The sequence below is a fragment of the Streptomyces sp. NPDC001744 genome (assembly GCF_042892575.1).
GTDB lineage: Bacteria > Actinomycetota > Actinomycetes > Streptomycetales > Streptomycetaceae > Streptomyces.
The window spans coordinates 137,675-159,057 of record NZ_JBIAUG010000002.1 but is presented as its reverse complement, the minus strand read 5'-3'; the positions used below and the strand labels follow the sequence as shown (position 1 = coordinate 159,057).

Sequence of the window (21,383 nt, the reverse complement as noted above, 5' to 3'; positions counted from 1 at the left end):
GCACACCTCACGGGGCTAGGGGGGCGCGTACGGCTCTCATCAGCCTACGGGCCGCGGCGGGGTGCCCCGGGCCCGGTGGGCGGGAGCCCGGCCGAAAATCGCAAGAACTTCATGAACGGCCGTTGCCTCCGGCACGTGTCAGGCGTTGTTGCCGGTGCGGGGGGAGATACGCGTCGGCCGCGAGGAGGCAGAAGGCGATGCGCGTGGGTACGTTCGTTCTGGCCGCACAGTTCCCGGGCCAGGGGCAGGGAGAGGCGCTGCACCGGGCGGTGCGGACCGCCGAGGTCGCCGAGGAGGCGGGGCTCGACTCGGTCTGGCTGGCCGAGCACCACTTCGTACCGTACGGGGTCTGTCCCTCGGCCGTGACGCTGGCCGCCCTGCTCCTGGGCCGCACCCGGCGGCTGCGGGTGGGCACCGCGGTGAGCGTGCTGCCGACCGTCCACCCGGTCGCGCTGGGCGAGCAGGCGGCGCTGCTGCACCTCACCTCGGGCGGCAGGTTCACCCTCGGGGTGGGCCGGGGCGGCCCGTGGGTGGACCTGGAGGTGTTCGGGTCCGGCCTGGAGGCGTACGAGAAGGGCTTTCCCGAATCGCTCGACCTGCTGCTGCGCTGGCTCACCGAGCCGCGCGTGGGCGCCGGGGGCGAGAGGTTCGCCTTCCGCGAGGTGCCGGTGGTGCCCCGGCCCGGCGAGCTGATCGGCGGGGAGGCGGGCCCGGAGGTGGTGGTGGCGTGCACCTCGCCGAAGAGCGTGCGGCTGGCGGCGGAGCGCGGGCTGCCGATGCTCCTGGGGATGCACTGCGGCGACGAGGAGAAGGCCGAGGCGGTCGGGGCCTGGACGCGCTGGGCCCGGGAGGCCGGGCGGGACCCGGACGAGATCGCGCGGACCGGCTCCCGGCACGTGTCGGCGGGGGTGGCCCAGCTCGCGGACCGGGGCGAGGACGCGGCCGAGGCGCTGGTGAAGGCGATGCCCGGCTGGCTGAGGCAGGGGCTCGACGCGCACGTGACGGTGGACGGCCGGCACCGGACCATGCGGGACCCCGTGGCGTACACGGAGCTGCTGTGCGGTCTGCATCCGGTGGGCACCCCCCGGCTCGCGGCGGACCGGCTCGCGGCGACGGCGGAACGTACGGGCATCACGCGCTTCGCCCTGCTCGCGGAGGGCTCGGGCGATCTCGCGGCCACCGAGGAGAACGTCCGGCGCCTCGGCGCGGAGGTCCTGCCGCTCCTGGTCTGAGGGCGCACGGCCCGGGGCTCCCGGCGAGGAGGTCCCCGGTCGGGCGGCTGCGGGGTCCGCTGCTTCCCCCGGGACCGTGCTGCCGCTCCGGCGTTCCTCCGTACCGGTGCGCGCCGACGCGCACCGGCCACGTTCTCCCACGACGGGGAGCGGCAGCACCGTGTCTCAGCAGTCGCGCAGTTCCGGCGACTGGTTCAGGAGCTGCCCCCGTACGGAGGTGAAACGGGCGAGCCGGTCGTCCACCGCCGGGTCCAGCGGGAAGACCGCCACCCGGTGGCAGTTCTGGAAGGCGAGACGCACCCCGAAGTGCCGCTGCAGGGCGCCACGAATGGCATCGCTCGCGAGGGCTCGCAGCAGCTGACCACGTGCCTGTTCGTTCGGCGGCGGCGTCTGGTTGTCGGCGAACTCTCCGCCGTCGACCTCCAGCTGGGCCACCAGAGAACTGATCATCTCCCACGCGTAGGGCAGGGAGGTCCGGACGCAGTCGACGAAGTCGGCTTCGTCGACCTCGCCTCGCTCGGCCTGTTCCAACAGGGCCGGTGAGACGTCGAGCGACATGGGTTCTCCTCTCGCGACCCCGCGGACGGGGTCTTGCGGGCAGGGGCGAAGGCCGGACCACGCCACGCAGGGTGCACGGACGACGACCTCCAGCTTCCACCGTAAGCGCGCAGTGCGGGCGGCACCAGAAGAGGGAGGGCACAACCGGCTGATAACCGACGGGTGTTCGGCTCATCAAGATCGCTTCCCGGTGCCCGCGGCGTCCCCGGCCAGTGCCCGGGCGGCGCCCGTACCGTGCCCGGATCGCGCGGAGGAGCGCCCGTCTTGTAGCGTTGCCGACCATGCGTCTCGTCATCGCCCGTTGCTCCGTGGACTACGCGGGCCGGCTCACGGCCCACCTGCCCTCCGCACCCCGTCTGATCCTGGTCAAGGCAGACGGCAGCGTCTCCATCCACGCGGACGACCGGGCGTACAAACCGCTCAACTGGATGTCCCCGCCGTGCGTCCTGAAGGAGGGCACCGGCGACGACGCGGGCGTCTGGACCGTGATCAACAAAGCGGGCGAGAAACTGATCATCACGATGGAGGAGATCCTCCACGACTCCTCGCACGAGCTGGGCGTGGACCCGGGGCTCATCAAGGACGGCGTGGAGGCCCACCTCCAGGAACTGCTCGCCGACCGCATCGAGACCCTGGGCCCCGGTTACACCCTGATCCGCCGCGAGTACCCGACCGCGATCGGTCCCGTGGACATCCTGTGCCGGGACTCGGACGGCGCGACGGTCGCGGTGGAGATCAAGCGGCGGGGCGAGATCGACGGCGTCGAGCAGCTGACCCGCTACCTGGAACTGCTCAACCGCGACCCGCACCTGGCGCCGGTGCGGGGCGTCTTCGCGGCGCAGGAGATCAAGCCGCAGGCGCGGGTCCTCGCGACGGACCGGGGCATCGGCTGCGTGGTCCTCGACTACGACGCGCTGCGCGGCATCGAGGACGACAAGCTGCGCCTGTTCTGAGGCGCGTCCCGGACGGGCCCCTCCGGCACGTTCCGGGCACGGTACGGAGGAAGGGGGCGGCCCCGGACGCGGTGAACGCGTCCGGGGCCGCCCCCTTCGCCCGTGTGCCGGGCGGGCGTCAGACGGGCGGCTGCGGGGCGGTGGTGGCGCCGGGGCGGTCGCCGAGGGGGGCGGAGGCGGAGTTGCTGGGGCTGCCCTCTTCGGTGCCGGACGGGGCGGGCGACTCCGGAGGTGTCGTCGGGGTGGAGGTCGCCGGGGTCGTGGACGGGCTCGCCGGGGGCTGCGACGACGTCGAGGAGGACGGCTGCGAGGGCGTCCTCGTCGGCCGGCTCGGTCCGCCCGTCGTGGCGGAGGGCGACGAGGACGTCGTCGGCCGCGCCGTCCCGGTCGGGGAACCGGTCGGTGACGGGCCGCCCGAGGAGTCCGAGGGCGAGGGCGTGCCGGTGGTGGCGCCGGGGCTCGTGGAGGAGGACGGCGAAGGGCCCCCGGAACCGGAGGGGTCCGGGGAGCCGGTGCCGGTGGGACCGTTCGTCCTTCCGGATTCCCCGGTGCCGTCGTCCGCGGGCGTCTCCCCGGCGTCCGTGCCGTCGTCGCCGTTGCCGTCCTCGGGCGCCGTGCTGTCGGAGGTGACGCGCTGGGGGGCCGGGTTCTCGCCGTCGCCGGAGGCGGCGCCGAGGGTCACGACGGTGCCGAGGACGACGAGGAGGAGCGCGCCCGCGCCGACGGCCGCGAGGTTGCGGCGGGCGCCGTCGAGGAGGCCGGCGGCGAGACCGGGGCGCCGGGGGCTCCCGGTGGGACCGGTGGGACCGGTGGGCTTGACGGGTGCCGGAGCCGTGTCGGCGAAGCCGGGGAACACGGGGGGCACGGGTCGGTCCGGCGTCCGTACGGGCCCGCCGGGCAGCGGGGCCGTGACCGGCTCGGGCACCGGGCGGGCGGCCGGGGTGCCGCGCGGCGGGGAGACGAACTCCTCGGGGCGGAGGGCGGCCGGGGCGGGATGGTCGCCGGAGAGGTCGGCGACGAGGGCGAGGGCCCGGCGGCCCGCGACGGTGCCGCGCTTGTCGGCGAGCGCCCCGCGCATGCCGATGGAGGCTTCCAGTTCGGCACGGGCCCGTTCCAGGTGGCCCGCGCAGATCGCGAGGACGCCGAGTTCGTGGTGGAAGTACGCCTCCTCGGCGACGTCCCCGGTGAGCCGGGCGGCCTGCTGCCCGGCGCGCAGGGTCCGCTCCCAGGCGCCCCAGTGGCGTCCGGCGGCGAAGGCGGGGGCGGCGGCGCGGGCGAGGAGGACGGCGGTGGTCCGGTGCTCGGCGCCGGACTCGTCCCCGTCCCCGTTGCCGGAGACGAGGGCGGTCAGGGCGGCGATGACGGCGTCGGACTCGGCGGCGGCCCGCTCGGGGGTGACGGAGGGGTGGGCGGTCCACCAGGCGTAGTGCCGGGCGACGGTGTGGGCGCGGTCGGCGGCCCCCTCCGCGTACCCGTGGGCGAGGAGCTGGGTGAGGACCCCGGCGGCGAGCCGGTGGCGGGGGCCGGCCGGGGAGAGCAGTCCGCAGGCCAGGAGTTCGCCGAGGGCCGTGTCGGCGTGGGTGTCGCCGGTCAGGGCGGGCAGGTGGGCCTGGTGCGGGATCTCGCCGCCGAGGGCGACGGCGAAGCGCAGGGCGGTCTGGGCGGAGCGGCTGAGCCGGGAGGCGAGGAGGGCGGCGGGGGCGGCGCCCTCGCCGAGGCTGGGCAGGGGTATCTCGCGCAGTTCGACGTCGGGGTCGGCGGTGCCGTCGAAGGCGGCGGCCGCGGCGGCCGCCGCCGCGTCGGGGTCGGTGGGCCCGAACGCCTCCTCCAGGGCGCCGAAGGCGTCGAACTCGGCGGGGGTGACGCGCAGCCGGTCGCGCTGGCGGAGCAGGGCCCCGGCCTGGACGAAGCGGAGCGGCAGGCCCTCGGACTCGAACCAGAGGTCGCCGGCCCAGTTGGCCTCCTCGTCGGTGAGGGTGCGGCCGACGGCGCTCTCCAGGAGCTTCAGGGCGGCGGCGCGGCCGAGGCCGGCGAGCAGGACCTCTTCGAGGAGGGTGCCGGGCGAGGGGGTGGGCGTCCCGGGTTCCGCGGCGAGGAGGAAGGCGCACTCGGGGGCGGCGGCGAGGAACTCGTCCAGGGCGGCACCGCCGAACTCCAGGTCGTCCACGACGACCACGGCGCCGACGTCGCGGAGCCCGTCGAGGAGTTCGGCGCGGTCGGGCCGCCGGCCCGGAGCGTGCCGTACGGCGGCGAAGAGTTCGTGGAGGAGGTCGGCGGGGGCGCGGTGACGGCCGGAGAGGCGGACGACGCCGTCGGGGGCGAGGTCCGCGCAGTCGGCGGCGACCGCGTCGAGGAGCGTGGTGCGGCCGGACCCGGGGACGCCGAGGAGCCGGGCGGAGCGGCCGCGTCCGAGGATCGCGGCGAGCCGTTCGCGCTCCTCCTCGCGTTCGAGGAGCGGCAGGGTGGGGGCCACCGGTCCGGGCGGGACGGGCGGGGCGGCGGCGCGGGCGGCCTCGGCGCGCTCCTCGGGGGTGCGGGGGCGGGGGGCCTCGGGTTCCCGGCCGGGCGGGCAGGCTTCGATCTCGCTGCCGTCGACGGGGTTGACGGTGAGGAGGAGGCCGCCGGTGACGAGCCGGACGACACGGGCACGCGCGGGCGCGGGCGCGGGAGCGGGTGTGCCACGGCCCTGGCGGGCTTCCTCGCCCTCGGTGTCGTGACCGTACTCCTCCGACCCACGATTGATCGGGTCCATGGTCCTAGCCCCCAAGAAGCGGTGTGCGGGGCCCGCCGGGTGGGTTTCCGTCGATGGGCGGGCCGACCGAACCCTAGACCGTGGCAGGACGGCCGGGAACAGGCGGGGTCCTCCCGAGACCAAGACGTCATGGTCTTGTGAGGATTGCGCGTGACGCCCGGTACGCGCGGTCGCTCCCGGGGCCGGGGAGCGGGACGGGTCCCGGGGCCGGGGAGCGGGACGGGTCCCGGCGGGGATCCGGGCCGCCGTCCGGTGCGACCGGGCCGCGGGCGGACGGGCCTCGGACCCGGGGCGGATGCCGGTCCCGGGGGCGGGTGCCGGAACCGAGGGCGGATGTCGGCCCCGGGGACGGATGCCGGACCCGGAGGCGGGTGTCGGACCCGGGAGCGGGCGGGCCTCAGACCCGGGGCAGGGACTCCAGGGCGAGGCCGCCCTCGATGGCGAGGATGCGGTGCAGCCTGGTGGCGACGAGGAGGCGCTGCATCTGGGGCGGCACCCCGCGCAGGACCAGGCGCCGGCCGCAGCGGCCGGCCCTCCGGTGGGCTCCCATGATCACGCCGAGTCCGGTGGCGTCCCAGGAGTCCAGGCCGGTCAGATCGAGCACCAGGTCGCCGACTCCGTCGTCGACGGCCGAGTGCAGGACCGTACGGGCGTCCGCCGCGCTGCGGACGTCGAGGCGGCCCCCGACGACCAGCTCGACATGATCGCCCCTGATGTGCATATGCGCTCCCCGAGAGTGCTCCGTCTTCGCAACAACTGACTGCCGCACCGGCAGAAGCGTTGCGCCTTGTCAGCGAACAGCCGTCGAAATTCACCCCGTGGAGTGAGGGCGGGGTGGGCGGCCGGGCTCAGTACGTGTAGAAGCCCTGCCCGCTCTTGCGGCCGATGTCACCCGCGTCCACCATCCGGCGCATCAGCTCCGGCGGGGCGAACTTCTCGTCCTGGGACTCGGTGTAGATGTTCTGGGCGGCGTTCACCAGGATGTCGATGCCGGTGAGGTCGGCGGTGGCGAGCGGGCCCATGGCGTGGCCGAAGCCGAGCTTGCAGGCGATGTCGATGTCCTCGGCGGTGGCGACTCCCGACTCCTGGAGCTTGGCGGCCTCGACGACGAGGGCGGCGATGAGCCGGGTGGTGACGAAGCCGGCCACGTCGCGGTTGACGACGATGCAGGTCTTGCCGACGGACTCGGCGAACGCGCGGGCGGCGGCGAGGGTGGCGTCGCTGGTCTTGTAGCCGCGCACCAGCTCGCAGAGCTGCATCATCGGGACCGGGGAGAAGAAGTGGGTGCCGACGACGGCCTCGGGGCGCTCCGTCACCGCGGCGATCTTGGTGATCGGGATCGCGGAGGTGTTGGAGGCGAGGACGGCGCCGTCCTTGGCGACCTTGTCGAGCGAGCGGAAGATCTCGTGCTTGACGTCGAGGTTCTCGAAGACGGCCTCCACGATCACGTCGGCGTCCGCGACGGCGTCGAGCTCGGTGGTGGCGGTGATCCGCCCGAGCGCGGCCCCGGCGTCGGCCGCGTCCAGCTTGCCCTTGGCGACGAAGCGGTCGTACGACGCCTTGATGCCGTCGGTGCCGCGGGTCAGGGCGGCGTCGGTGACGTCGCGCAGGACGACGTCCCAGCCCGCCTGTGCCGAAACCTGTGCGATGCCGGACCCCATGAGTCCGGCCCCGATGACGGCGAGCTTCCTGCCCACGATGTTCCACCCCTCCACGCCTGTTCACTTCTGGCTCTCCGGCGGAGATTAGCGGTCGGGGAGCGCCATGTGACCGCTAAGTAACGCGCGTCACGCCCTCTTTGACGGACGTCACACCCACGACGGGCGGCGGGTGCGTCCGTTCGGGTCCGTACGGGGCGTGCCGGGGTCCTCCCGCCCGGGGCGGGGCCCGCGCGGGACGGCGGCGGTGGCGCGCCCGGCGGAGGAGGGCCGGACAGGCCCTACGCTGGCGCCATGGTCAATCTGACGCGCATCTACACCCGTACCGGCGACAAGGGCACCACCGCCCTGGGCGACATGAGCCGGACCGCCAAGACGGATCTGCGGATCTCGGCCTACGCCGACGCCAACGAGGCCAACGCCGTCATCGGCACGGCGATCGCCCTGGGGCAGCTGGACGAGGAGGTCGTGAAGGTCCTCGTCCGCGTCCAGAACGACCTCTTCGACGTGGGCGCGGACCTCTCCACCCCGGTCGTGGAGGACCCGGAGTACCCGCCGCTGCGGGTGGAGCAGGCGTACGTCGACCGGCTGGAGGCGGACTGCGACCGCTTCCTGGAGGAGCTGGAGAAGCTGCGCTCCTTCATCCTGCCGGGCGGCACGCCCGGGGCGGCGCTGCTGCACCAGGCGTGCACGGTGGTCCGGCGGGCGGAGCGTTCGACGTGGGCGGCCCTGGAGGTGCACGGCGAGACGATGAACGCCCTGACCGCCACGTACCTGAACCGCCTGTCGGACCTGCTCTTCATCCTCGCCCGGACCGCGAACAAGGCGGTCGGGGACGTGCTCTGGGTGCCGGGAGGGGAGCGCTGAGCGCGCCCTGAGGGGCTCCGGGCGCCCTACGGGGTCTTCCGCAGGGGGTTCTCGGGCCTCTCCTCCCGGCTCCCCTCCGGCCTCTCCTCGCGACCCCCCTCCGGCGTCTTCTCCGGCGGCGCCTTCTTCGGCCAGATCGCGTAGCTGAGCGCGATCAGGCCGTGGACGCCGGCCGCCCGCCAGGCGAAGGACATCCAGTCGCGCAGGCTGTCGGTGTTCCCCTGGTCGCCGACGTACAGGGCCGCCAGGAGCAGCAGGCCCGAGGCGACGGCGGCGGCGATCACCGAACCGAGCCAGACCGCCCCCTCGTGGCGGGCGCGCGCCATGCCGTACCCCGGCGGCCCCACCGGCGGCGGGGCGCCGCCGAGGCGGTGGGCGGCGTGGCCGTCGAGCCACTTCACGGTGCGGTGGCCGTGGCCGACGGTGTAGCCGATGTAGAGGGCGGCGAGGCCGTGGGTCCAGTCGGGGACGGCGCCGTTCCTGAGGTCGATCGCGGTGACGACGAGGAGCAGGACCTCCAGGAGCGGTTCGCACAGCAGCAGCGCCAAGCCCGTCCTGGGCATCTTCAGCGGATAGCGGGCGGCGAGGCCGGCGGCCAGCAGGATCCAGAAGCCGACCTCGCAGACGACGACCAGCGTGACGATCACGGGGGTTCCCCTTTCCGTTCCCTCCAGCCTCCCGTGGGGCCCGGTGCGGCACGTCGTCGCCGGTGAGGAACCGCGCCTACATCGTTCGGCGGAGGACGGATCGGCCGGGACGAGGAGGCCGGCGAGCGCGGGGGCGTGTTGGATGAACGCGTGACGCTCCCCCGCCCGGTGAGGCCTTCCCGCCCGGTGTTCCGCCTCCCCCGCCCGCACCGCGTCGACCTGCTGATCGCCGCCGCCGGCCTGGCCGGCGGCCTGGTCCTGTGGTCGTTCGGGCTGTTCGTGACGGAGGACCACGTCATCGGGCAGCGCTGGGCGACGCTGATCCCGCTGACCGTGATGGCCGCGACGGAGGCGCTGCGCCGTGCCGCCCCGCCGACCGCCCTGCTCGTCGGCGCCCTGGCGATCGCCGGGGACCAGCTCACCAACGGCAACCTCGCCACGGTGCTGATGTTCACGGACGTCGTCTACGCCTCGGTGGTGTACGGCACGCCCGCCCTGGCCCGGCGCGTCCCGTACGCCACCGGCCTCCTCACCGTCGCGGTCACGGTGGTGTTCCTCGTCCGGTGGCAGAACGCCGTCGCGCTGCTCGTGGGCGTGCTCACCGGCATGGTCTCCTTCCTGCCCGCCGTGACGGGCGCGATCGTGCGCAACCACCGGGACGCGGCGGAGGCGGCCCGGCTGCGCGCGGAACAGACGGCGCTCCTCGCCGAGATGGACCGGACGCAGGCGGTGGTGGCCGAGCGGGCCCGGATGGCGCGGGAGCTGCACGACGTGGTCGCGAACCACCTGTCGGCGATCGCGATCCACGCGACGGCCGCGCTCTCGCTGGACGATCCGGGGACGACCCGGCGGTCGCTCGCGGTCATCCGGGAGAACGGCGTGGCGGGCCTGGCGGAGATGCGGCGGCTGATCGGCATCCTGCGGGACAGCGGGGCGGACGCGGGACCGGTCGCCGTGCCCCGCCTCGCCGGGCTCGACGCGCTGATCGCCCAGGCGCGGGCGAACGGCGGTCCGGGCGGGCTCGTCTTCGTCCTGGACGACGCCCGGGAGACGGCGGACGGGCTGCCGGCGCCGGTGGAGCTGGCCGCGTACCGGATCGTGCAGGAATCCCTGACGAACGCGGTGAAGCACGCCGCCCCGGGCGAGGTGAGGGTCGTCCTCGGGAGCCCGGCGGGCGTACTCTCCGTCTCCGTCACCAGTCCCTACGGGGAGCGTCCCGGCCCGACCGCGCCCGGCTCGGGCGCCGGTCTGGTGGGGATGCGGGAGCGGGCGGCGCTGCTCGGCGGGGTCTTCGAGGCGGGCGCGGTGACGGACGGCGGAGGACGGAGACTGTGGCGGGTGCGGGCGGAGCTGCCCGTGGGCGCGAGCGACGAGGAGCGGACGTGACGGTGCGGGTGGTGGTCGCCGAGGACCAGAGCGCGGTGCGGGCGGGTCTGGTGCTGATCCTCGGCAGCGCGCCGGACATCGAGGTGGTCGGGGAGGCGGCCGACGGGGAGCGGGCGGTGGAGCTGGCGCGCGAGCTGCGTCCGGACCTGGTCCTGATGGACGTGCAGATGCCCCGGATGGACGGGGTGACGGCGACCGGGATAGTGGTGGCGGAGGGGCTGGCGGACGTGCTCGTCCTGACCACCTTCGACCTCGACGCCCATGTCTTCGGGGCGCTGCGGGCGGGCGCGGCGGGTTTCCTCCTGAAGGACGCGGACGCCCGGGAGCTGATCGGGGCGGTACGGACGGTGGCGCGCGGCGAGGGGCTGATCGCCCCGGCGGTGACCCGGCGGCTCATCGCGGAGTTCGCCGCGTCCGGCCGGCCCTCCCCGTCGGAGCGGGGAACGGACCCCGCCGTCCTGGACGCGCTGACGCCCCGGGAGCGGGAGGTGCTCTCGGCGCTCGGCCGGGGGCTGTCGAACGCGGAGGTCGCGGTGCGGCTCGGCATGGCGGAGGCGACGGTGAAGACGCACGTCAGCAAGGTGCTGGGAAAGCTGGGGGTGCGGAGCCGGGCCCAGGCGGCGGTGCTCGCGCGGGAGTTGGGCGTGTGACGGGAGCGCCCCGACGTTGGTCCAGACCTCTTGACGATTGGTCCAGACCTTCCTACGCTCGCGGGGCGCGCGCATCTCCACGGACCACCCCCACCCCCCCGTCCGCACCTTGAGGAGCACCGTTGAGCACTCAAGCACCGTCGCGCAGATCAGGATTCAGGCACCGGACCGCCGCCGGCCTGACCGCCCTGATCCTGCCGCTGGCCGCCATGGTCGGTCTCGCCTCCCCCGCCGAAGCGGCCACCTCGGTGACCGCCACCTACACCAAGACCCAGGACTGGGGCTCCGGCTTCGGAGCCAGCTGGACCATCAAGAACACCGGCACCACCACCATCAACTCCTGGACCGTCGAGTGGGACTACCCCGCCGGCACCTCCGTCACCTCCGCGTGGGACGCCACGGTGACCAGCTCCGGGAACCACTGGACCGCCAAGAACGTCGGCTGGAACGGCACCCTCGCCCCCGGCGCCTCCCTCTCCTTCGGCTACAACGGCGCCGGCTCCGGCGCTCCCGCCGGCTGCAAGATCAACGGGGCCGCCTGCGACGGCTCCACCCAGCCGGAGCCCGGTGACAAGGCGCCCTCCGCCCCCGGCACCCCGGTCGCCTCGAACGTCACCGACACCTCGGTGAAGCTCACCTGGACCGCGGCCACCGACGACAAGGGCGTCAAGAACTACGACGTGCTGCGCGACGGCGCGAAGGTCACCACCACCACGGGCCTGACCTACACGGACACCGGCCTCACCGCCGGCACCGACTACAGCTACACGGTCGTCGCCCGCGACACCATCGACCAGACCGGCCCCGCCGCCGGCCCGGTCGCCGTCCGCACCACCGGCGGCGGCGGGCCCAACCCGCCCGCGAAGGCCGTGAAGATGGGCTACTTCACCAACTGGGGCGTCTACGGGCGCAACTACCACGTGAAGAACATCGTGACCTCGGGCTCCGCGTCCAAGATCACCCACATCAACTACGCCTTCGGCAACGTCCAGGGCGGCAAGTGCACCATCGGCGACGCCTACGCCGACTACGACAAGGCGTACACCGCCGACCAGTCCGTCGACGGCGTCGCCGACACCTGGGACCAGCCGCTGCGCGGCAACTTCAACCAGCTCCGCAAGCTGAAGAAGGCGTACCCGAACATCAAGGTCCTGTGGTCCTTCGGCGGCTGGACCTGGTCCGGCGGCTTCGGCCAGGCCGTGCAGAACCCGGCCGCGTTCGCCCAGTCCTGCTACGACCTGGTCGAGGACCCGCGCTGGGCCGACGTCTTCGACGGCATCGACCTGGACTGGGAGTACCCCAACGCCTGCGGTCTGACCTGTGACACCAGCGGCCCGGCCGCCTTCAAGAACATGATGCAGGCCATGCGCGCCAAGTTCGGCCCGAACAACCTGGTCACCGCGGCCGTCACGGCCGACGGCTCCAGCGGCGGCAAGATCGACGCCGCCGACTACGGCGGCGCCGCGCCGTACTACGACTGGCTCAACGTCATGACGTACGACTTCTTCGGCGCCTGGGACGCGAAGGGTCCGACGGCCCCGCACTCCCCGCTGACCTCGTACTCCGGCATCCCGCAGGCGGGCTTCAACACCGCCGACGCGATCGCCAAGTTCAAGGCGAAGGGCGTCCCGGCCAACAAGCTGCTCGTCGGCATCGGCTTCTACGGACGCGGCTGGACCGGCGTCACCCAGGCCGCCCCCGGCGGCACGGCGACGGGCGCCGCGCCCGGCACGTACGAGGCGGGCATCGAGGACTACAAGGTCCTCAAGAACACCTGCCCGTCCACCGGCACGATCGCCGGCACGGCGTACGCCCACTGCGGCACCAACTGGTGGAGCTACGACACCCCGGCCACGGTCACGTCCAAGATGGGCTGGGCGAAGAACCAGGGCCTGGGCGGCGCGTTCTTCTGGGAGTTCAGCGGTGACACCACCAACGGCGAGCTGGTCGGCGCGATCAACAGCGGCCTGAGCTAGCCCGTACGGCACGAAGGAGCGGGGGACGGCGCAGCACGCCGTCCCCCGCTCCCGTCGTGCGCGGAGACCGTCCTACGCGACGTTGACCCTCTGCCCGGGAGGCGCCGCCTCCAGCCAGGCCATGAAGCCCGTCCGGGCGTCCTCGCTCATCGCGAGCTCCAGGCGGACGCCCTCGTACATGCAGGGCTGGATCACCGCGTCCGAGAGCAGCGCCAGCTCCTCCTCGCCCTCCGGCGTCCGGCGCTCCAGGGCCACGATGGAGGAGCGCTCCAGGACCCGGCGCGGCCGGGGCGCGTACGAGAAGACGCGGAACCAGGCGATCTCGTCGCCGCTGTAGCGGGCGACGCCGTACACCCAGCCCTTGCCGGCCGGGTCCGGTTCGTCGGGGACGTTCCAGCGCAGGGAGCAGTCGAAGGTGCCCCCGGCCCGCTGGATCAGTCTCCGGCGCAACCCGAAGACGAAGAGCCCGATCACCACCAGTGCGACGACCAGGCCGCACACGAGCAGAGCGAGGAACATCTTCACCGACCTCCTCGCTGCGTCCCGTAGCCGGACCGGCCGGCAGAACCGAATACCACCTGCATCTGCATCGCCTCAGCCGCGGCACGGTCTGGAGAATTCCAGCCGTGCCGCGGCTGAGGGCACTACTTCCGCGCGGACCGTCAGCGGACCGCTACCGCGCGCAGCCGGACCTCGGCGCGCCGCTCGGCGGCGGCGTCGGAGTCCGTCTTGGCACGCTCGAGGGCGCGCTCGGCGCGCTGGGCGTCGATCTCGTCCGCCAGCTCGCAGACCTCCGCGAGCAGGGACAGCTTGTCGTCGGCGAAGGAGATGAATCCGCCGTGGACGGCGGCGACGACGGTCTCGCCCTCGCTCGTACGGATGGTCACCGGGCCCGACTCCAGCACACCGAGCAGCGGCTGGTGGCCGGGCATGACGCCGATGTCGCCGGAGGTGGTACGCGCGATGACCAGGGTGGCCTCGCCGGACCAGACACTCCGGTCCGCGGCGACCAGCTCGACGTGCAGCTCAGCGGCCAAGGGTGGCTCCTCGGGTCAGCACCCGGCGGTCGTGCCGGGTGTTGGGATCAATTCTAGGGGGCGTGGAGAGGGGGCGGGACGGGTCCCGCCCCCTCCGAGGCGAGCACGGGGCTCAGGAGACGCCGAGCTCCTTGGCGTTCTTCTTGAGGTCCTCGAGACCACCACACATGAAGAAGGCCTGCTCCGGGAAGTGGTCGTACTCACCGTCGCAGATCGCGTTGAACGCGGCGATCGACTCGTCGAGCGGAACGTCCGAACCGTCCACACCGGTGAACTGCTTCGCCGCGTGGGTGTTCTGGGACAGGAAGCGCTCGACACGCCGGGCACGGTGGACGACGAGCTTGTCCTCCTCGCTCAGCTCGTCGATGCCGAGGATCGCGATGATGTCCTGGAGGTCCTTGTACTTCTGCAGGATTCCCTTGACGCGCGTGGCGGCGTCGTAGTGGTCCTGCGCGATGTAGCGCGGGTCCAGGATCCGGGACGTGGAGTCCAGCGGGTCCACGGCCGGGTAGATGCCCTTCTCGGAGATCGGACGGGAGAGAACCGTCGTCGCGTCGAGGTGGGCGAAGGTGGTCGCCGGCGCCGGGTCGGTGAGGTCGTCGGCGGGGACGTAGATCGCCTGCATCGAGGTGATCGAGTGACCGCGGGTCGAGGTGATGCGCTCCTGGAGGAGACCCATCTCGTCGGCCAGGTTCGGCTGGTAGCCCACCGCGGAGGGCATGCGGCCGAGCAGGGTCGACACCTCGGAACCGGCCTGGGTGAAGCGGAAGATGTTGTCGATGAAGAACAGCACGTCCTGCTTCTGCACATCGCGGAAGTACTCCGCCATGGTCAGACCGGCGAGGGCCACGCGCAGACGGGTGCCCGGGGGCTCGTCCATCTGGCCGAAGACCAGCGCGGTCTTGTCGAGAACGCCGGCCTCCTCCATCTCCACCATGAGGTCGTTGCCCTCACGGGTGCGCTCGCCGACGCCCGCGAAGACCGACACGCCGTCGTGCAGCTTGGCCACACGGACGATCATCTCCTGGATCAGAACGGTCTTGCCGACACCGGCACCACCGAACAGACCGATCTTTCCACCCTTGACGTACGGGGTGAGGAGGTCGACGACCTTCAGGCCGGTCTCGAACATCTCGGTCTTGGACTCGAGCTGGTCGAAGGCCGGGGCCTTGCGGTGGATCGTCCAGCGCGGCGCGTCGGCCACGGTGGACTCGTCGGCGTTCAGCACCTGGCCGAGCGTGTTGAACACGCGGCCCTTGGTGGCGTCGCCGACCGGGACGGTGATGCCCGTGCCCGTGTCGGTCACCGGGGCCTGGCGGACCAGGCCGTCGGTGGGCTGCATGGAGATGGTGCGGACGACGCCGTCGCCGAGGTGCTGGGCGACCTCGAGGGTCAGCGTCTTGGTCGCGCCCGCCTCGGCCGGGTCCGGAACCTGGACGTGCAGCGCGTTGTAGATCTCCGGCATCGCGTCGACGGGGAACTCCACGTCGACGACCGGGCCGATGACCCGGGCGACGCGGCCCGTGGCGGCGGCCGTCTCAACAGTGGTCGTCATTACTTGTCACTCCCCGCGGTCGCGTCGGCCAGGGCTGCCGAGCCGCCGACGATCTCGCTGATTTCCTGGGTGATTTCGGCCTGGCGGGCCGCGTTGGCAAGTCGGGAGAGGTTGTTGATCAAGTCTCCCGCGTTGTCGGTCGCCGACTTCATCGCGCGGCGCGTGGCGGCGTGCTTGGAGGCGGCCGACTGGAGCAGCGCGTTGTAGATCCGGCTCTCGACGTACCGGGGCAGCAGGGCGTCGAGGACGTCCTCCGCCGACGGCTCGAAGTCGTACAGCGGGCGGAGCGTGTCCGGCTCGCCCGCCTCCTTCGCCACCTCGTCGAGGCTGAGGGGCAGCAGCCGGGCCTCGACCGCCGTCTGCGTCATCATCGAGACGAACTCGGTGTAGACGATGTGGAGTTCGTCCACGCCGCCCTCCGCCGTGTCCTTCTCGATCGCCTCGATCAGCGGAGCCGCGACCGTCTTGGCATCGCCGTACGTCGGCTGGTCCGTGAACCCGGTCCACGTGCCGGCCAGCTTCCGCTCACGGAAGTTGTAGTGCGCGATGCCGCGACGGCCGACGACGTAGACGACGACCTCGCGGCCCTCGCCCTCCAGCTTCGCCGTCAGCTTCTCCGCCGCCTTGATGGCGTTGGAGTTGAAGGCACCGGCCAGACCGCGGTCGCTCGACAGGAGCAGGACCGCGGCACGGACCGGGTTCTCCGCCTCGGTGGTCAGCGGGTGCTTGTCATTGGCACCCGTGGCCACCGCGGTGACCGCGCGCGTCAGCTCGGTCGCGTACGGAGTCGACGCCTGCACCTTGCGCTGCGCCTTGACGACACGCGAGGCGGCGATCATCTCCATCGCCTTGGTGATCTTCTTCGTCGCGGTGACGGATTTGATGCGACGCTTGTAGACCCGGAGCTGCGCTCCCATGAGTCAGGTCCCTTCCGTCGTCACTTCGAGACGTTGACGGCGGCAGGAGCGTCCTCGCCCAGCAGCTTGCCGTCAGAGGTCTCGAACTGCTTCTTGAACTCCGCGATGGCGTCGCCCACGGCCTGCAGGGTGTCGTCCGACATCTTGCCGCCCTCACGGATGGAGGTCATGAGGCCCGAGTGGTTCTGGCGCAGGTACGCCAGGAGCTCGGCCTCGAAGCGGCGGATGTCCACGACCGGGACGTCGTCCATCTTGCCGGTGGTGCCGGCCCAGACGGAGACGACCTGGTTCTCGGTGGGCATCGGCTGGTACTGGGGCTGCTTGAGCAGCTCGACCATCCGCTGTCCACGCTCCAGCTGCGCCTTGGAGGCCGCGTCCAGGTCCGAACCGAAGGCGGCGAACGCCTCCAGCTCACGGAACTGGGCGAGGTCCACGCGGAGGCGGCCGGAGATCTGCTTCATCGCCTTGTGCTGGGCGGAGCCACCGACGCGGGAGACCGAGATGCCGACGTTCAGGGCCGGGCGCTGGCCGGCGTTGAACAGGTCGGACTCCAGGAAGCACTGGCCGTCGGTGATGGAGATGACGTTGGTCGGGATGAACGCCGACACGTCGTTCGCCTTGGTCTCGACGATCGGCAGACCGGTCATCGAACCGGCACCCAGCTCGTCCGAGAGCTTCGCGCAGCGCTCCAGGAGACGCGAGTGCAGGTAGAAGACGTCGCCCGGGTAGGCCTCACGGCCCGGCGGACGGCGCAGCAGCAGCGACACGGCGCGGTAGGCGTCGGCCTGCTTCGACAGGTCGTCGAAGACGATCAGGACGTGCTTGCCCTGGTACATCCAGTGCTGACCGATGGCGGAGCCGGTGTACGGCGCCAGGTACTTGAAGCCGGCCGGGTCGGACGCCGGGGCGGCGACGATCGTCGTGTACTCGAGCGCGCCGGCCTCTTCCAGGGCGCCGCGGACGGACGCGATGGTCGAGCCCTTCTGGCCGACGGCGACGTAGATGCAGCGGACCTGCTTGTTCACGTCGCCCGAGCGCCAGTTGTCGCGCTGGTTGATGATCGTGTCGATGCACAGCGCGGTCTTGCCGGTCTGGCGGTCACCGATGATCAGCTGGCGCTGACCACGGCCGACCGGCGTCATGGCGTCGACGGCCTTGTAGCCCGTCTCCATCGGCTCGTGCACGGACTTACGGGCCATGACGCCCGGGGCCTGCAGCTCGAGGGCGCGGCGGCCCTCGGTCGCGATCTCGCCGAGACCGTCGATCGGGTTGCCGAGCGGGTCGACGACGCGACCCAGGTAACCCTCACCGACACCGACCGAGAGGACCTCGCCGGTGCGCTGCACCGACTGTCCCTCCTCGATGCCGTTGAACTCGCCGAGGACGATCGCACCGATCTCGCGCTCTTCGAGGTTCAGCGCGAGACCGAGGGTGCCGTCCTCGAACTTCAGCAGCTCGTTCGCCATGGCCGAGGGAAGACCCTCGACCTTCGCGATGCCGTCGCCGGCCAGGCTGACCGTGCCGACCTCCTCGCGCGAGGCCGCGTCCGGCTGGTACGACTGGACGAAGTTCTCCAGTGCGTCCCGGATCTCCTCCGGCCGGATCGTGAGCTCCGCCATCTGGGTTCCCTGCTCTCCTTGTTGGGCCCGAAGTTTCTTAAGGGGTCTGGGGGCCGACCCCCAGGAATCTTCTGCAATCTCTGCACGGCCCAACCGGGCCGCTGGTGATGCTGTGATGCTTTTCTGCTGTGGTGGCCGTCAGCCGGCCAGCCGACGGGTCGCCTCGTCGAGGCGCTCCGCGATGGTGCCGTTGATGACCTCGTCGCCGACCCGCACCGTGATCCCGCCGAGGACCGCGGGGTCCACGTCCAGGTTCAGGTGCATCGCGCGGCCGTACAGCTTGGCCAGTACGGCTCCCAGACGCTGCTTCTGCCCGTCCGACAGCGGCACCGCCGAGGTGACGACGGCGACCATCCGGTCCCGGCGCGCCGCGGCGAGCTTGGACAGGGACTCGAGTCCCGCTTCCAGGCTACGTCCCCGGGGCTGGGTCACCAGACGGACGACCAGGCGCTCGGTGGTCGCGTGGGCCTTGCCGCCGAGCAGGCTGCGGAGCAGCGCGCCCTTGGCGGAGGCCGTGGCGGCCTTGTCCGTCAGCGCCGAGCGCAGCTCGGTGCTGGAGGACACGATCCGGCCGAAGCGGAACAGCTCGTCCTCGACGTCGTCCAGCGTGCCCGCCTTCTGCGCCGCGGTGAGGTCGGCGGTGTTCGCCAGCTCCTCGGTCGCGTCGACCAGGTCGCGCGAACCGGACCAGCGGGAACGGACCATGCCCGAAACCAGGTCGACGGCCTCGCCGCCCACCTGACCGCGCAGGAGTCGCTGCGCGAGTTCGGCCTTGGCCTCACCCGGCTGGGCGGGGTCGGTCAGGACCCGGCGCAGCGACACCTCACGGTCGAACAGCGCGGTGACGGAGGCGAGCTCGTCCGCGAGCTTCGTCGCGTCGGCCGACGTGTTGTCGGTCAGCGCGTCGAGGGACTCGCGGGCGGCTGCCAGTGCTTCACGGCTCGCTCCGTTCATCGGACGGCCTCGGCCTTCTCCTCGAGCTGGTCGAGGAAGCGGTCGATCGTGCGGCTCTGGCGAGCGCTGTCCCGGAGGGACTCGCCGACCAGCTTGCCGGCCAGGTCCGTGGCGAGCTTGCCCACGTCCTGACGCAGCGAGGCGGCCGCGGCCTTGCGGTCGGCCTCGATCTGCGTGTGGCCGGCCGCGATGATCTCCTCGCGCTGGCGCTGGCCTTCCGCCTTCATCTCCTGGATGATCGCGGCGCCCTGCTCCGTCGCCTCCTGGCGAAGACGCGCGGCCTCGTGGCGGGCCTCGGCGAGCTGGGCCTTGTACTGCTCCAGCACACTCTGAGCCTCGATCTGGGCCGACTCGGCCTTCTCGATGCCACCCTCGATGGCCTCGCGGCGCTCTTCCAGAACCTTGTTGATGTTCGGGATGAGCTTCTTGGCGAGGAAGCCGAAGACGATGACGAAGGCGATCAGGCCGATGACGAGCTCGTCAAGATGCGGGATCAGAGGAGGCTGGGGCTCCTCCGCCGCCGCAAGAAGCAGAGCGTTCACATCAGTGCCTTCCGTAAAAAGAATCGGGCTGTCGGTCCGGGCTTACTGGTAGACGAAGCCCATGACGATGCCGATGAGGGCGAGCGCCTCACAGAAGGCGAAGCCCATGATCTGGTTGGTGCGGATCAGACCGGCGGCCTCGGGCTGGCGGGCGAGGGCCTGCGTGCCGTTGCCGAAGATGATGCCGACGCCGACGCCGGGGCCGATCGCGGCGAGGCCGTAACCGATCGAGGCGACGTTGCCGACGACGTTCTCCTTGGCGCCGGCGGCGAGGTTGACCATGTCGAGAGCAGCGGACATGCCGTTACTTCCTTCTCTTTCAATGACCCGGTGGGGGTTGGCCACCGGACGACTGTTGGCTTGGGTGGGGAGCAGCCGGTACGGGCCGGACTCAGTGGTGCTCGGAGAGCGCGCCCTGGACGTAGCTGCAGGCCAGGAGGACGAAGACGTACGCCTGGACGGCCTGGATGAAGAGCTCGAACGCGGTCATCACGAGGACCATCACGAACGAGGCGCCGGCGTAGACGAAGCCCAGGCCGTTCATGAGGTACCAGGTGGCCAGCGAGAACATCACGATGAGCAGGTGACCGGCGAACATGTTCGCGAACAGTCGGACCGCGTGCGTGAAGGGCCGGATGATGAGGTTCGAGAAGAACTCGAGGACGACGACCATCGGGAGGATCGCGCCGAGGGACTTGTCGTAGCCGACGATGTTCTTCCAGCCGCCCACGAAGCCGTGCTTCTTGAAGGTGAGCGAGATCCACATGAAGTACACGATCAGCGCGAGACCGGCCGGGAAGGCGATCAGCGAGGTGACCGGGAACTGGGCGAGCGGAATGATCGACCAGAGGTTCATGATCCAGACGAAGAAGAACAGCGACACCATGAAGGGGACGTACTTCTCGCCGTCCTTCTTGCCGATGATCTCGTAGACGATGCCGCGGCGCACGAAGTCGTAACCGGCCTCGCCGACCATCTGCATCTTGCCGGGGATCAGCTTGGGCTTGGCGAAGGCGGCCCAGAAGAACCCGACGACCACGATGGAGCCGAGGACGGCGAGCAGCATCGGCTTGGTGATCTCGATGCCGGCCACCGTGGCGATGGGCTCGTACATGAACGTGTGCAGGCCCGGCGCCGGGAAGCCACATCCACTGAAGATGTGACAATCCGGGTCGAAGGCAAGCGTTTGGTCAGCACTCACCGCGGGCTCCTTCAGCGTGGCGCATAGGTACGGCAACCTCGTTGTGTCGGCGCGGCACGCAGCCGCGGGTCGGCACTGGACTGGTCTTACGGATAAGGGGGCGGCGGTTCGGCGTCGAGCCTCGCGCTGGGACAGGCGTTTCGGTTGCCCGCGTCCGCAGTGCCGCAGTTGGCACCGGACGATAGCAGGAAGCCGGGCACGGCTTTATCCCGGCCCTACCCTTCACGACGAGGACCCCTTGTTTCCGGGGTCGATGTACGCGATCTTGGCCTTCATGTAGGCGCGGGCCTGTGCGGCGACCCACACGACGGTCGTCGCGAGGAGCGTGAAGGCGAAGGCCTTGAAGTGGAACAGCGTCGTGTTCTTGAGCAGGGCGAGGAAGACGAAGAGCACCAGCAGCTGGGCCGTGTAGAGCAGCAGCCCCATGGCCTGGAAGAGGTGCGGCAGCGACTTCGCCGTCCGCTGGAGGACCACCTGCCCGATCCCCATGAACAGCAGGACCACCAGGGTGCCGACGACTCCGCCGAGCGCGCCCTTGCCACCGGCGACCACCCCGCTGACGACCGTGGCGACGACGCCGACGGCTGCGGTGGGGACAACGGTGTGCAGGAGGATGCGTGCGTCGTTGGACGGCATGGCGGTGTCTCCGCTTGCTGGAGGGGGCGGTGGTGTCGTCGTGGACGAGCGTAATCCCGGTCCGAGGTGGGTCTCGGGGCCAACGGACCGTCGCACTACGGTCTTTCGGCACTGTCGCCGGGTCTCGTGAACCGTATCACAAACTATTTGAATAGGTCTTTACCCATACGGTGTGCCAACAGTCACACATGAGAGTTACACCGCGCGTGTGTGCGCGACACGACGGCGGCTTGTCTGGTATTG

At 71.7% G+C, this 21,383-nt stretch carries 21 protein-coding genes; 6 read left to right on the top strand and 15 right to left on the bottom strand.

Translation table 11 applies throughout. The features are described 5' to 3' along the window. The first annotated feature begins 197 nt into the window (after positions 1 to 197). The gene (locus ACFYZY_RS03245) at positions 198 to 1,232 is read left to right on the top strand and encodes an LLM class flavin-dependent oxidoreductase (protein ID WP_388689003.1); all 1,035 of its coding nucleotides are present in this window, start codon (positions 198 to 200) and stop codon (positions 1,230 to 1,232) included. A 165-nt stretch (positions 1,233 to 1,397) separates the two neighbouring features. Here the strand turns inward: ACFYZY_RS03245 and ACFYZY_RS03240 are convergent, their stop codons facing one another. Beyond that, entirely contained in the window at positions 1,398 to 1,790 is a 393-nt protein-coding gene (locus ACFYZY_RS03240) for an SCO5389 family protein (RefSeq protein WP_388689001.1), read from the bottom strand. Positions 1,791 to 2,071: 281 nt separating this feature from the next. Here ACFYZY_RS03240 and nucS point away from each other — a divergent pair, with 281 nt between their 5' ends. After that, positions 2,072 to 2,743, top strand: coding sequence for an endonuclease NucS (nucS, locus tag ACFYZY_RS03235; RefSeq protein WP_388688999.1), 672 nt, complete (start codon positions 2,072 to 2,074; stop codon positions 2,741 to 2,743). 118 nt (positions 2,744 to 2,861) lie between these two features. Here the strand turns inward: nucS and ACFYZY_RS03230 are convergent, their stop codons facing one another. The 3 genes from ACFYZY_RS03230 to ACFYZY_RS03220 form a co-directional block, all read right to left on the bottom strand. Further along, the gene (locus tag ACFYZY_RS03230) at positions 2,862 to 5,495 is read right to left on the bottom strand and encodes an ATP-binding protein (RefSeq protein ID WP_388688998.1); all 2,634 of its coding nucleotides are present in this window, start codon (positions 5,493 to 5,495) and stop codon (positions 2,862 to 2,864) included. A gap of 397 nt (positions 5,496 to 5,892) precedes the next feature. After that, positions 5,893 to 6,216, bottom strand: a complete 324-nt coding sequence (locus ACFYZY_RS03225; RefSeq protein WP_030210572.1) for an STAS domain-containing protein — start codon at positions 6,214 to 6,216, stop codon at positions 5,893 to 5,895. Between the two features lie 127 nt (positions 6,217 to 6,343). Then, positions 6,344 to 7,192 (bottom strand): 3-hydroxyacyl-CoA dehydrogenase family protein, encoded by an 849-nt coding sequence (locus ACFYZY_RS03220; RefSeq protein WP_388689361.1) that lies wholly within the window; start codon positions 7,190 to 7,192, stop codon positions 6,344 to 6,346. A 255-nt stretch (positions 7,193 to 7,447) separates the two neighbouring features. Between ACFYZY_RS03220 and ACFYZY_RS03215 the strand changes: the two genes are divergently transcribed. Next, positions 7,448 to 8,020: a cob(I)yrinic acid a,c-diamide adenosyltransferase gene (locus tag ACFYZY_RS03215; RefSeq protein WP_388688996.1), complete on the top strand. Its 573-nt coding sequence runs from the start codon at positions 7,448 to 7,450 to the stop codon at positions 8,018 to 8,020. A gap of 26 nt (positions 8,021 to 8,046) precedes the next feature. Here ACFYZY_RS03215 and ACFYZY_RS03210 read toward each other — a convergent pair whose 3' ends face one another. Then, complete coding sequence (locus ACFYZY_RS03210) at positions 8,047 to 8,667, bottom strand: hypothetical protein (protein WP_388688995.1); 621 nt, start codon at positions 8,665 to 8,667, stop codon at positions 8,047 to 8,049. Between the two features lie 150 nt (positions 8,668 to 8,817). Between ACFYZY_RS03210 and ACFYZY_RS03205 the strand changes: the two genes are divergently transcribed. From ACFYZY_RS03205 to ACFYZY_RS03195, 3 genes are all read left to right on the top strand, one after another. Beyond that, positions 8,818 to 10,053 carry a sensor histidine kinase gene (locus ACFYZY_RS03205; RefSeq protein WP_388688993.1) on the top strand — a complete coding sequence of 412 codons (1,236 nt, stop codon included), beginning with the start codon at positions 8,818 to 8,820 and terminating at the stop codon, positions 10,051 to 10,053. After that, a complete protein-coding gene (locus ACFYZY_RS03200; protein ID WP_388688992.1) occupies positions 10,050 to 10,703 on the top strand; it encodes a response regulator in 654 nt (217 codons plus the stop codon). Before ACFYZY_RS03205 ends, ACFYZY_RS03200 begins: the two co-directional genes overlap by 4 nt. Before the next feature lie 122 nt (positions 10,704 to 10,825). Beyond that, positions 10,826 to 12,679: a glycosyl hydrolase family 18 protein gene (locus tag ACFYZY_RS03195; RefSeq protein WP_388688990.1), complete on the top strand. Its 1,854-nt coding sequence runs from the start codon at positions 10,826 to 10,828 to the stop codon at positions 12,677 to 12,679. Positions 12,680 to 12,751: 72 nt separating this feature from the next. Here the strand turns inward: ACFYZY_RS03195 and ACFYZY_RS03190 are convergent, their stop codons facing one another. The 10 genes from ACFYZY_RS03190 to ACFYZY_RS03145 form a co-directional block, all read right to left on the bottom strand. Beyond that, the gene (locus ACFYZY_RS03190) at positions 12,752 to 13,198 is read right to left on the bottom strand and encodes a DUF2550 domain-containing protein (RefSeq protein ID WP_388688989.1); all 447 of its coding nucleotides are present in this window, start codon (positions 13,196 to 13,198) and stop codon (positions 12,752 to 12,754) included. Between the two features lie 143 nt (positions 13,199 to 13,341). Continuing rightward, positions 13,342 to 13,716 carry a F0F1 ATP synthase subunit epsilon gene (locus tag ACFYZY_RS03185; RefSeq protein ID WP_388688987.1) on the bottom strand — a complete coding sequence of 125 codons (375 nt, stop codon included), beginning with the start codon at positions 13,714 to 13,716 and terminating at the stop codon, positions 13,342 to 13,344. Between the two features lie 112 nt (positions 13,717 to 13,828). Next, entirely contained in the window at positions 13,829 to 15,271 is a 1,443-nt protein-coding gene (gene atpD / locus ACFYZY_RS03180; protein ID WP_388688986.1) for a F0F1 ATP synthase subunit beta, read from the bottom strand. After that, a complete protein-coding gene (locus ACFYZY_RS03175; RefSeq protein ID WP_388688984.1) occupies positions 15,271 to 16,188 on the bottom strand; it encodes a F0F1 ATP synthase subunit gamma in 918 nt (305 codons plus the stop codon). Before ACFYZY_RS03175 ends, atpD begins: the two co-directional genes overlap by 1 nt. Positions 16,189 to 16,208: 20 nt before the next feature. Next, positions 16,209 to 17,807 carry a F0F1 ATP synthase subunit alpha gene (gene atpA, locus ACFYZY_RS03170; RefSeq protein ID WP_388688982.1) on the bottom strand — a complete coding sequence of 533 codons (1,599 nt, stop codon included), beginning with the start codon at positions 17,805 to 17,807 and terminating at the stop codon, positions 16,209 to 16,211. 138 nt (positions 17,808 to 17,945) lie between these two features. Further along, positions 17,946 to 18,761: a F0F1 ATP synthase subunit delta gene (locus tag ACFYZY_RS03165; protein ID WP_388688980.1), complete on the bottom strand. Its 816-nt coding sequence runs from the start codon at positions 18,759 to 18,761 to the stop codon at positions 17,946 to 17,948. Then, entirely contained in the window at positions 18,758 to 19,303 is a 546-nt protein-coding gene (locus ACFYZY_RS03160) for a F0F1 ATP synthase subunit B (protein WP_388688979.1), read from the bottom strand. The genes ACFYZY_RS03165 and ACFYZY_RS03160 overlap by 4 nt, the downstream gene beginning before the upstream one ends. Positions 19,304 to 19,345: 42 nt before the next feature. Continuing rightward, a complete protein-coding gene (gene atpE / locus ACFYZY_RS03155) occupies positions 19,346 to 19,603 on the bottom strand; it encodes an ATP synthase F0 subunit C (RefSeq protein WP_093874070.1) in 258 nt (85 codons plus the stop codon). A 91-nt stretch (positions 19,604 to 19,694) separates the two neighbouring features. Further along, positions 19,695 to 20,504 (bottom strand): F0F1 ATP synthase subunit A, encoded by an 810-nt coding sequence (gene atpB, locus ACFYZY_RS03150; protein ID WP_388688977.1) that lies wholly within the window; start codon positions 20,502 to 20,504, stop codon positions 19,695 to 19,697. Positions 20,505 to 20,726: 222 nt separating this feature from the next. Further along, positions 20,727 to 21,140, bottom strand: coding sequence for a hypothetical protein (locus ACFYZY_RS03145; protein ID WP_388688976.1), 414 nt, complete (start codon positions 21,138 to 21,140; stop codon positions 20,727 to 20,729). Positions 21,141 to 21,383 lie beyond the last annotated feature (243 nt).

Excerpts from the sequence above, each read along its gene's own strand:
- ACFYZY_RS03230 (WP_388688998.1), bottom strand. The coding sequence starts at position 5,495 with ATGGACCCGATCAATCGTGGGTCGGAGGAGTACGGTCACGACACCGAG.
- atpD (WP_388688986.1), bottom strand. The coding sequence starts at position 15,271 with ATGACGACCACTGTTGAGACGGCCGCCGCCACGGGCCGCGTCGCCCGG.
- ACFYZY_RS03240 (WP_388689001.1), bottom strand. The coding sequence starts at position 1,790 with ATGTCGCTCGACGTCTCACCGGCCCTGTTGGAACAGGCCGAGCGAGGC.
- ACFYZY_RS03215 (WP_388688996.1), top strand. The coding sequence starts at position 7,448 with ATGGTCAATCTGACGCGCATCTACACCCGTACCGGCGACAAGGGCACC.
- atpA (WP_388688982.1), bottom strand. The coding sequence starts at position 17,807 with ATGGCGGAGCTCACGATCCGGCCGGAGGAGATCCGGGACGCACTGGAG.
- nucS (WP_388688999.1), top strand. The coding sequence starts at position 2,072 with ATGCGTCTCGTCATCGCCCGTTGCTCCGTGGACTACGCGGGCCGGCTC.
- atpE (WP_093874070.1), bottom strand. The coding sequence starts at position 19,603 with ATGTCCGCTGCTCTCGACATGGTCAACCTCGCCGCCGGCGCCAAGGAG.
- ACFYZY_RS03245 (WP_388689003.1), top strand. The coding sequence starts at position 198 with ATGCGCGTGGGTACGTTCGTTCTGGCCGCACAGTTCCCGGGCCAGGGG.
- ACFYZY_RS03175 (WP_388688984.1), bottom strand. The coding sequence starts at position 16,188 with ATGGGAGCGCAGCTCCGGGTCTACAAGCGTCGCATCAAATCCGTCACC.
- ACFYZY_RS03225 (WP_030210572.1), bottom strand. The coding sequence starts at position 6,216 with ATGCACATCAGGGGCGATCATGTCGAGCTGGTCGTCGGGGGCCGCCTC.
- ACFYZY_RS03190 (WP_388688989.1), bottom strand. The coding sequence starts at position 13,198 with ATGTTCCTCGCTCTGCTCGTGTGCGGCCTGGTCGTCGCACTGGTGGTG.
- ACFYZY_RS03145 (WP_388688976.1), bottom strand. The coding sequence starts at position 21,140 with ATGCCGTCCAACGACGCACGCATCCTCCTGCACACCGTTGTCCCCACC.
- ACFYZY_RS03165 (WP_388688980.1), bottom strand. The coding sequence starts at position 18,761 with ATGAACGGAGCGAGCCGTGAAGCACTGGCAGCCGCCCGCGAGTCCCTC.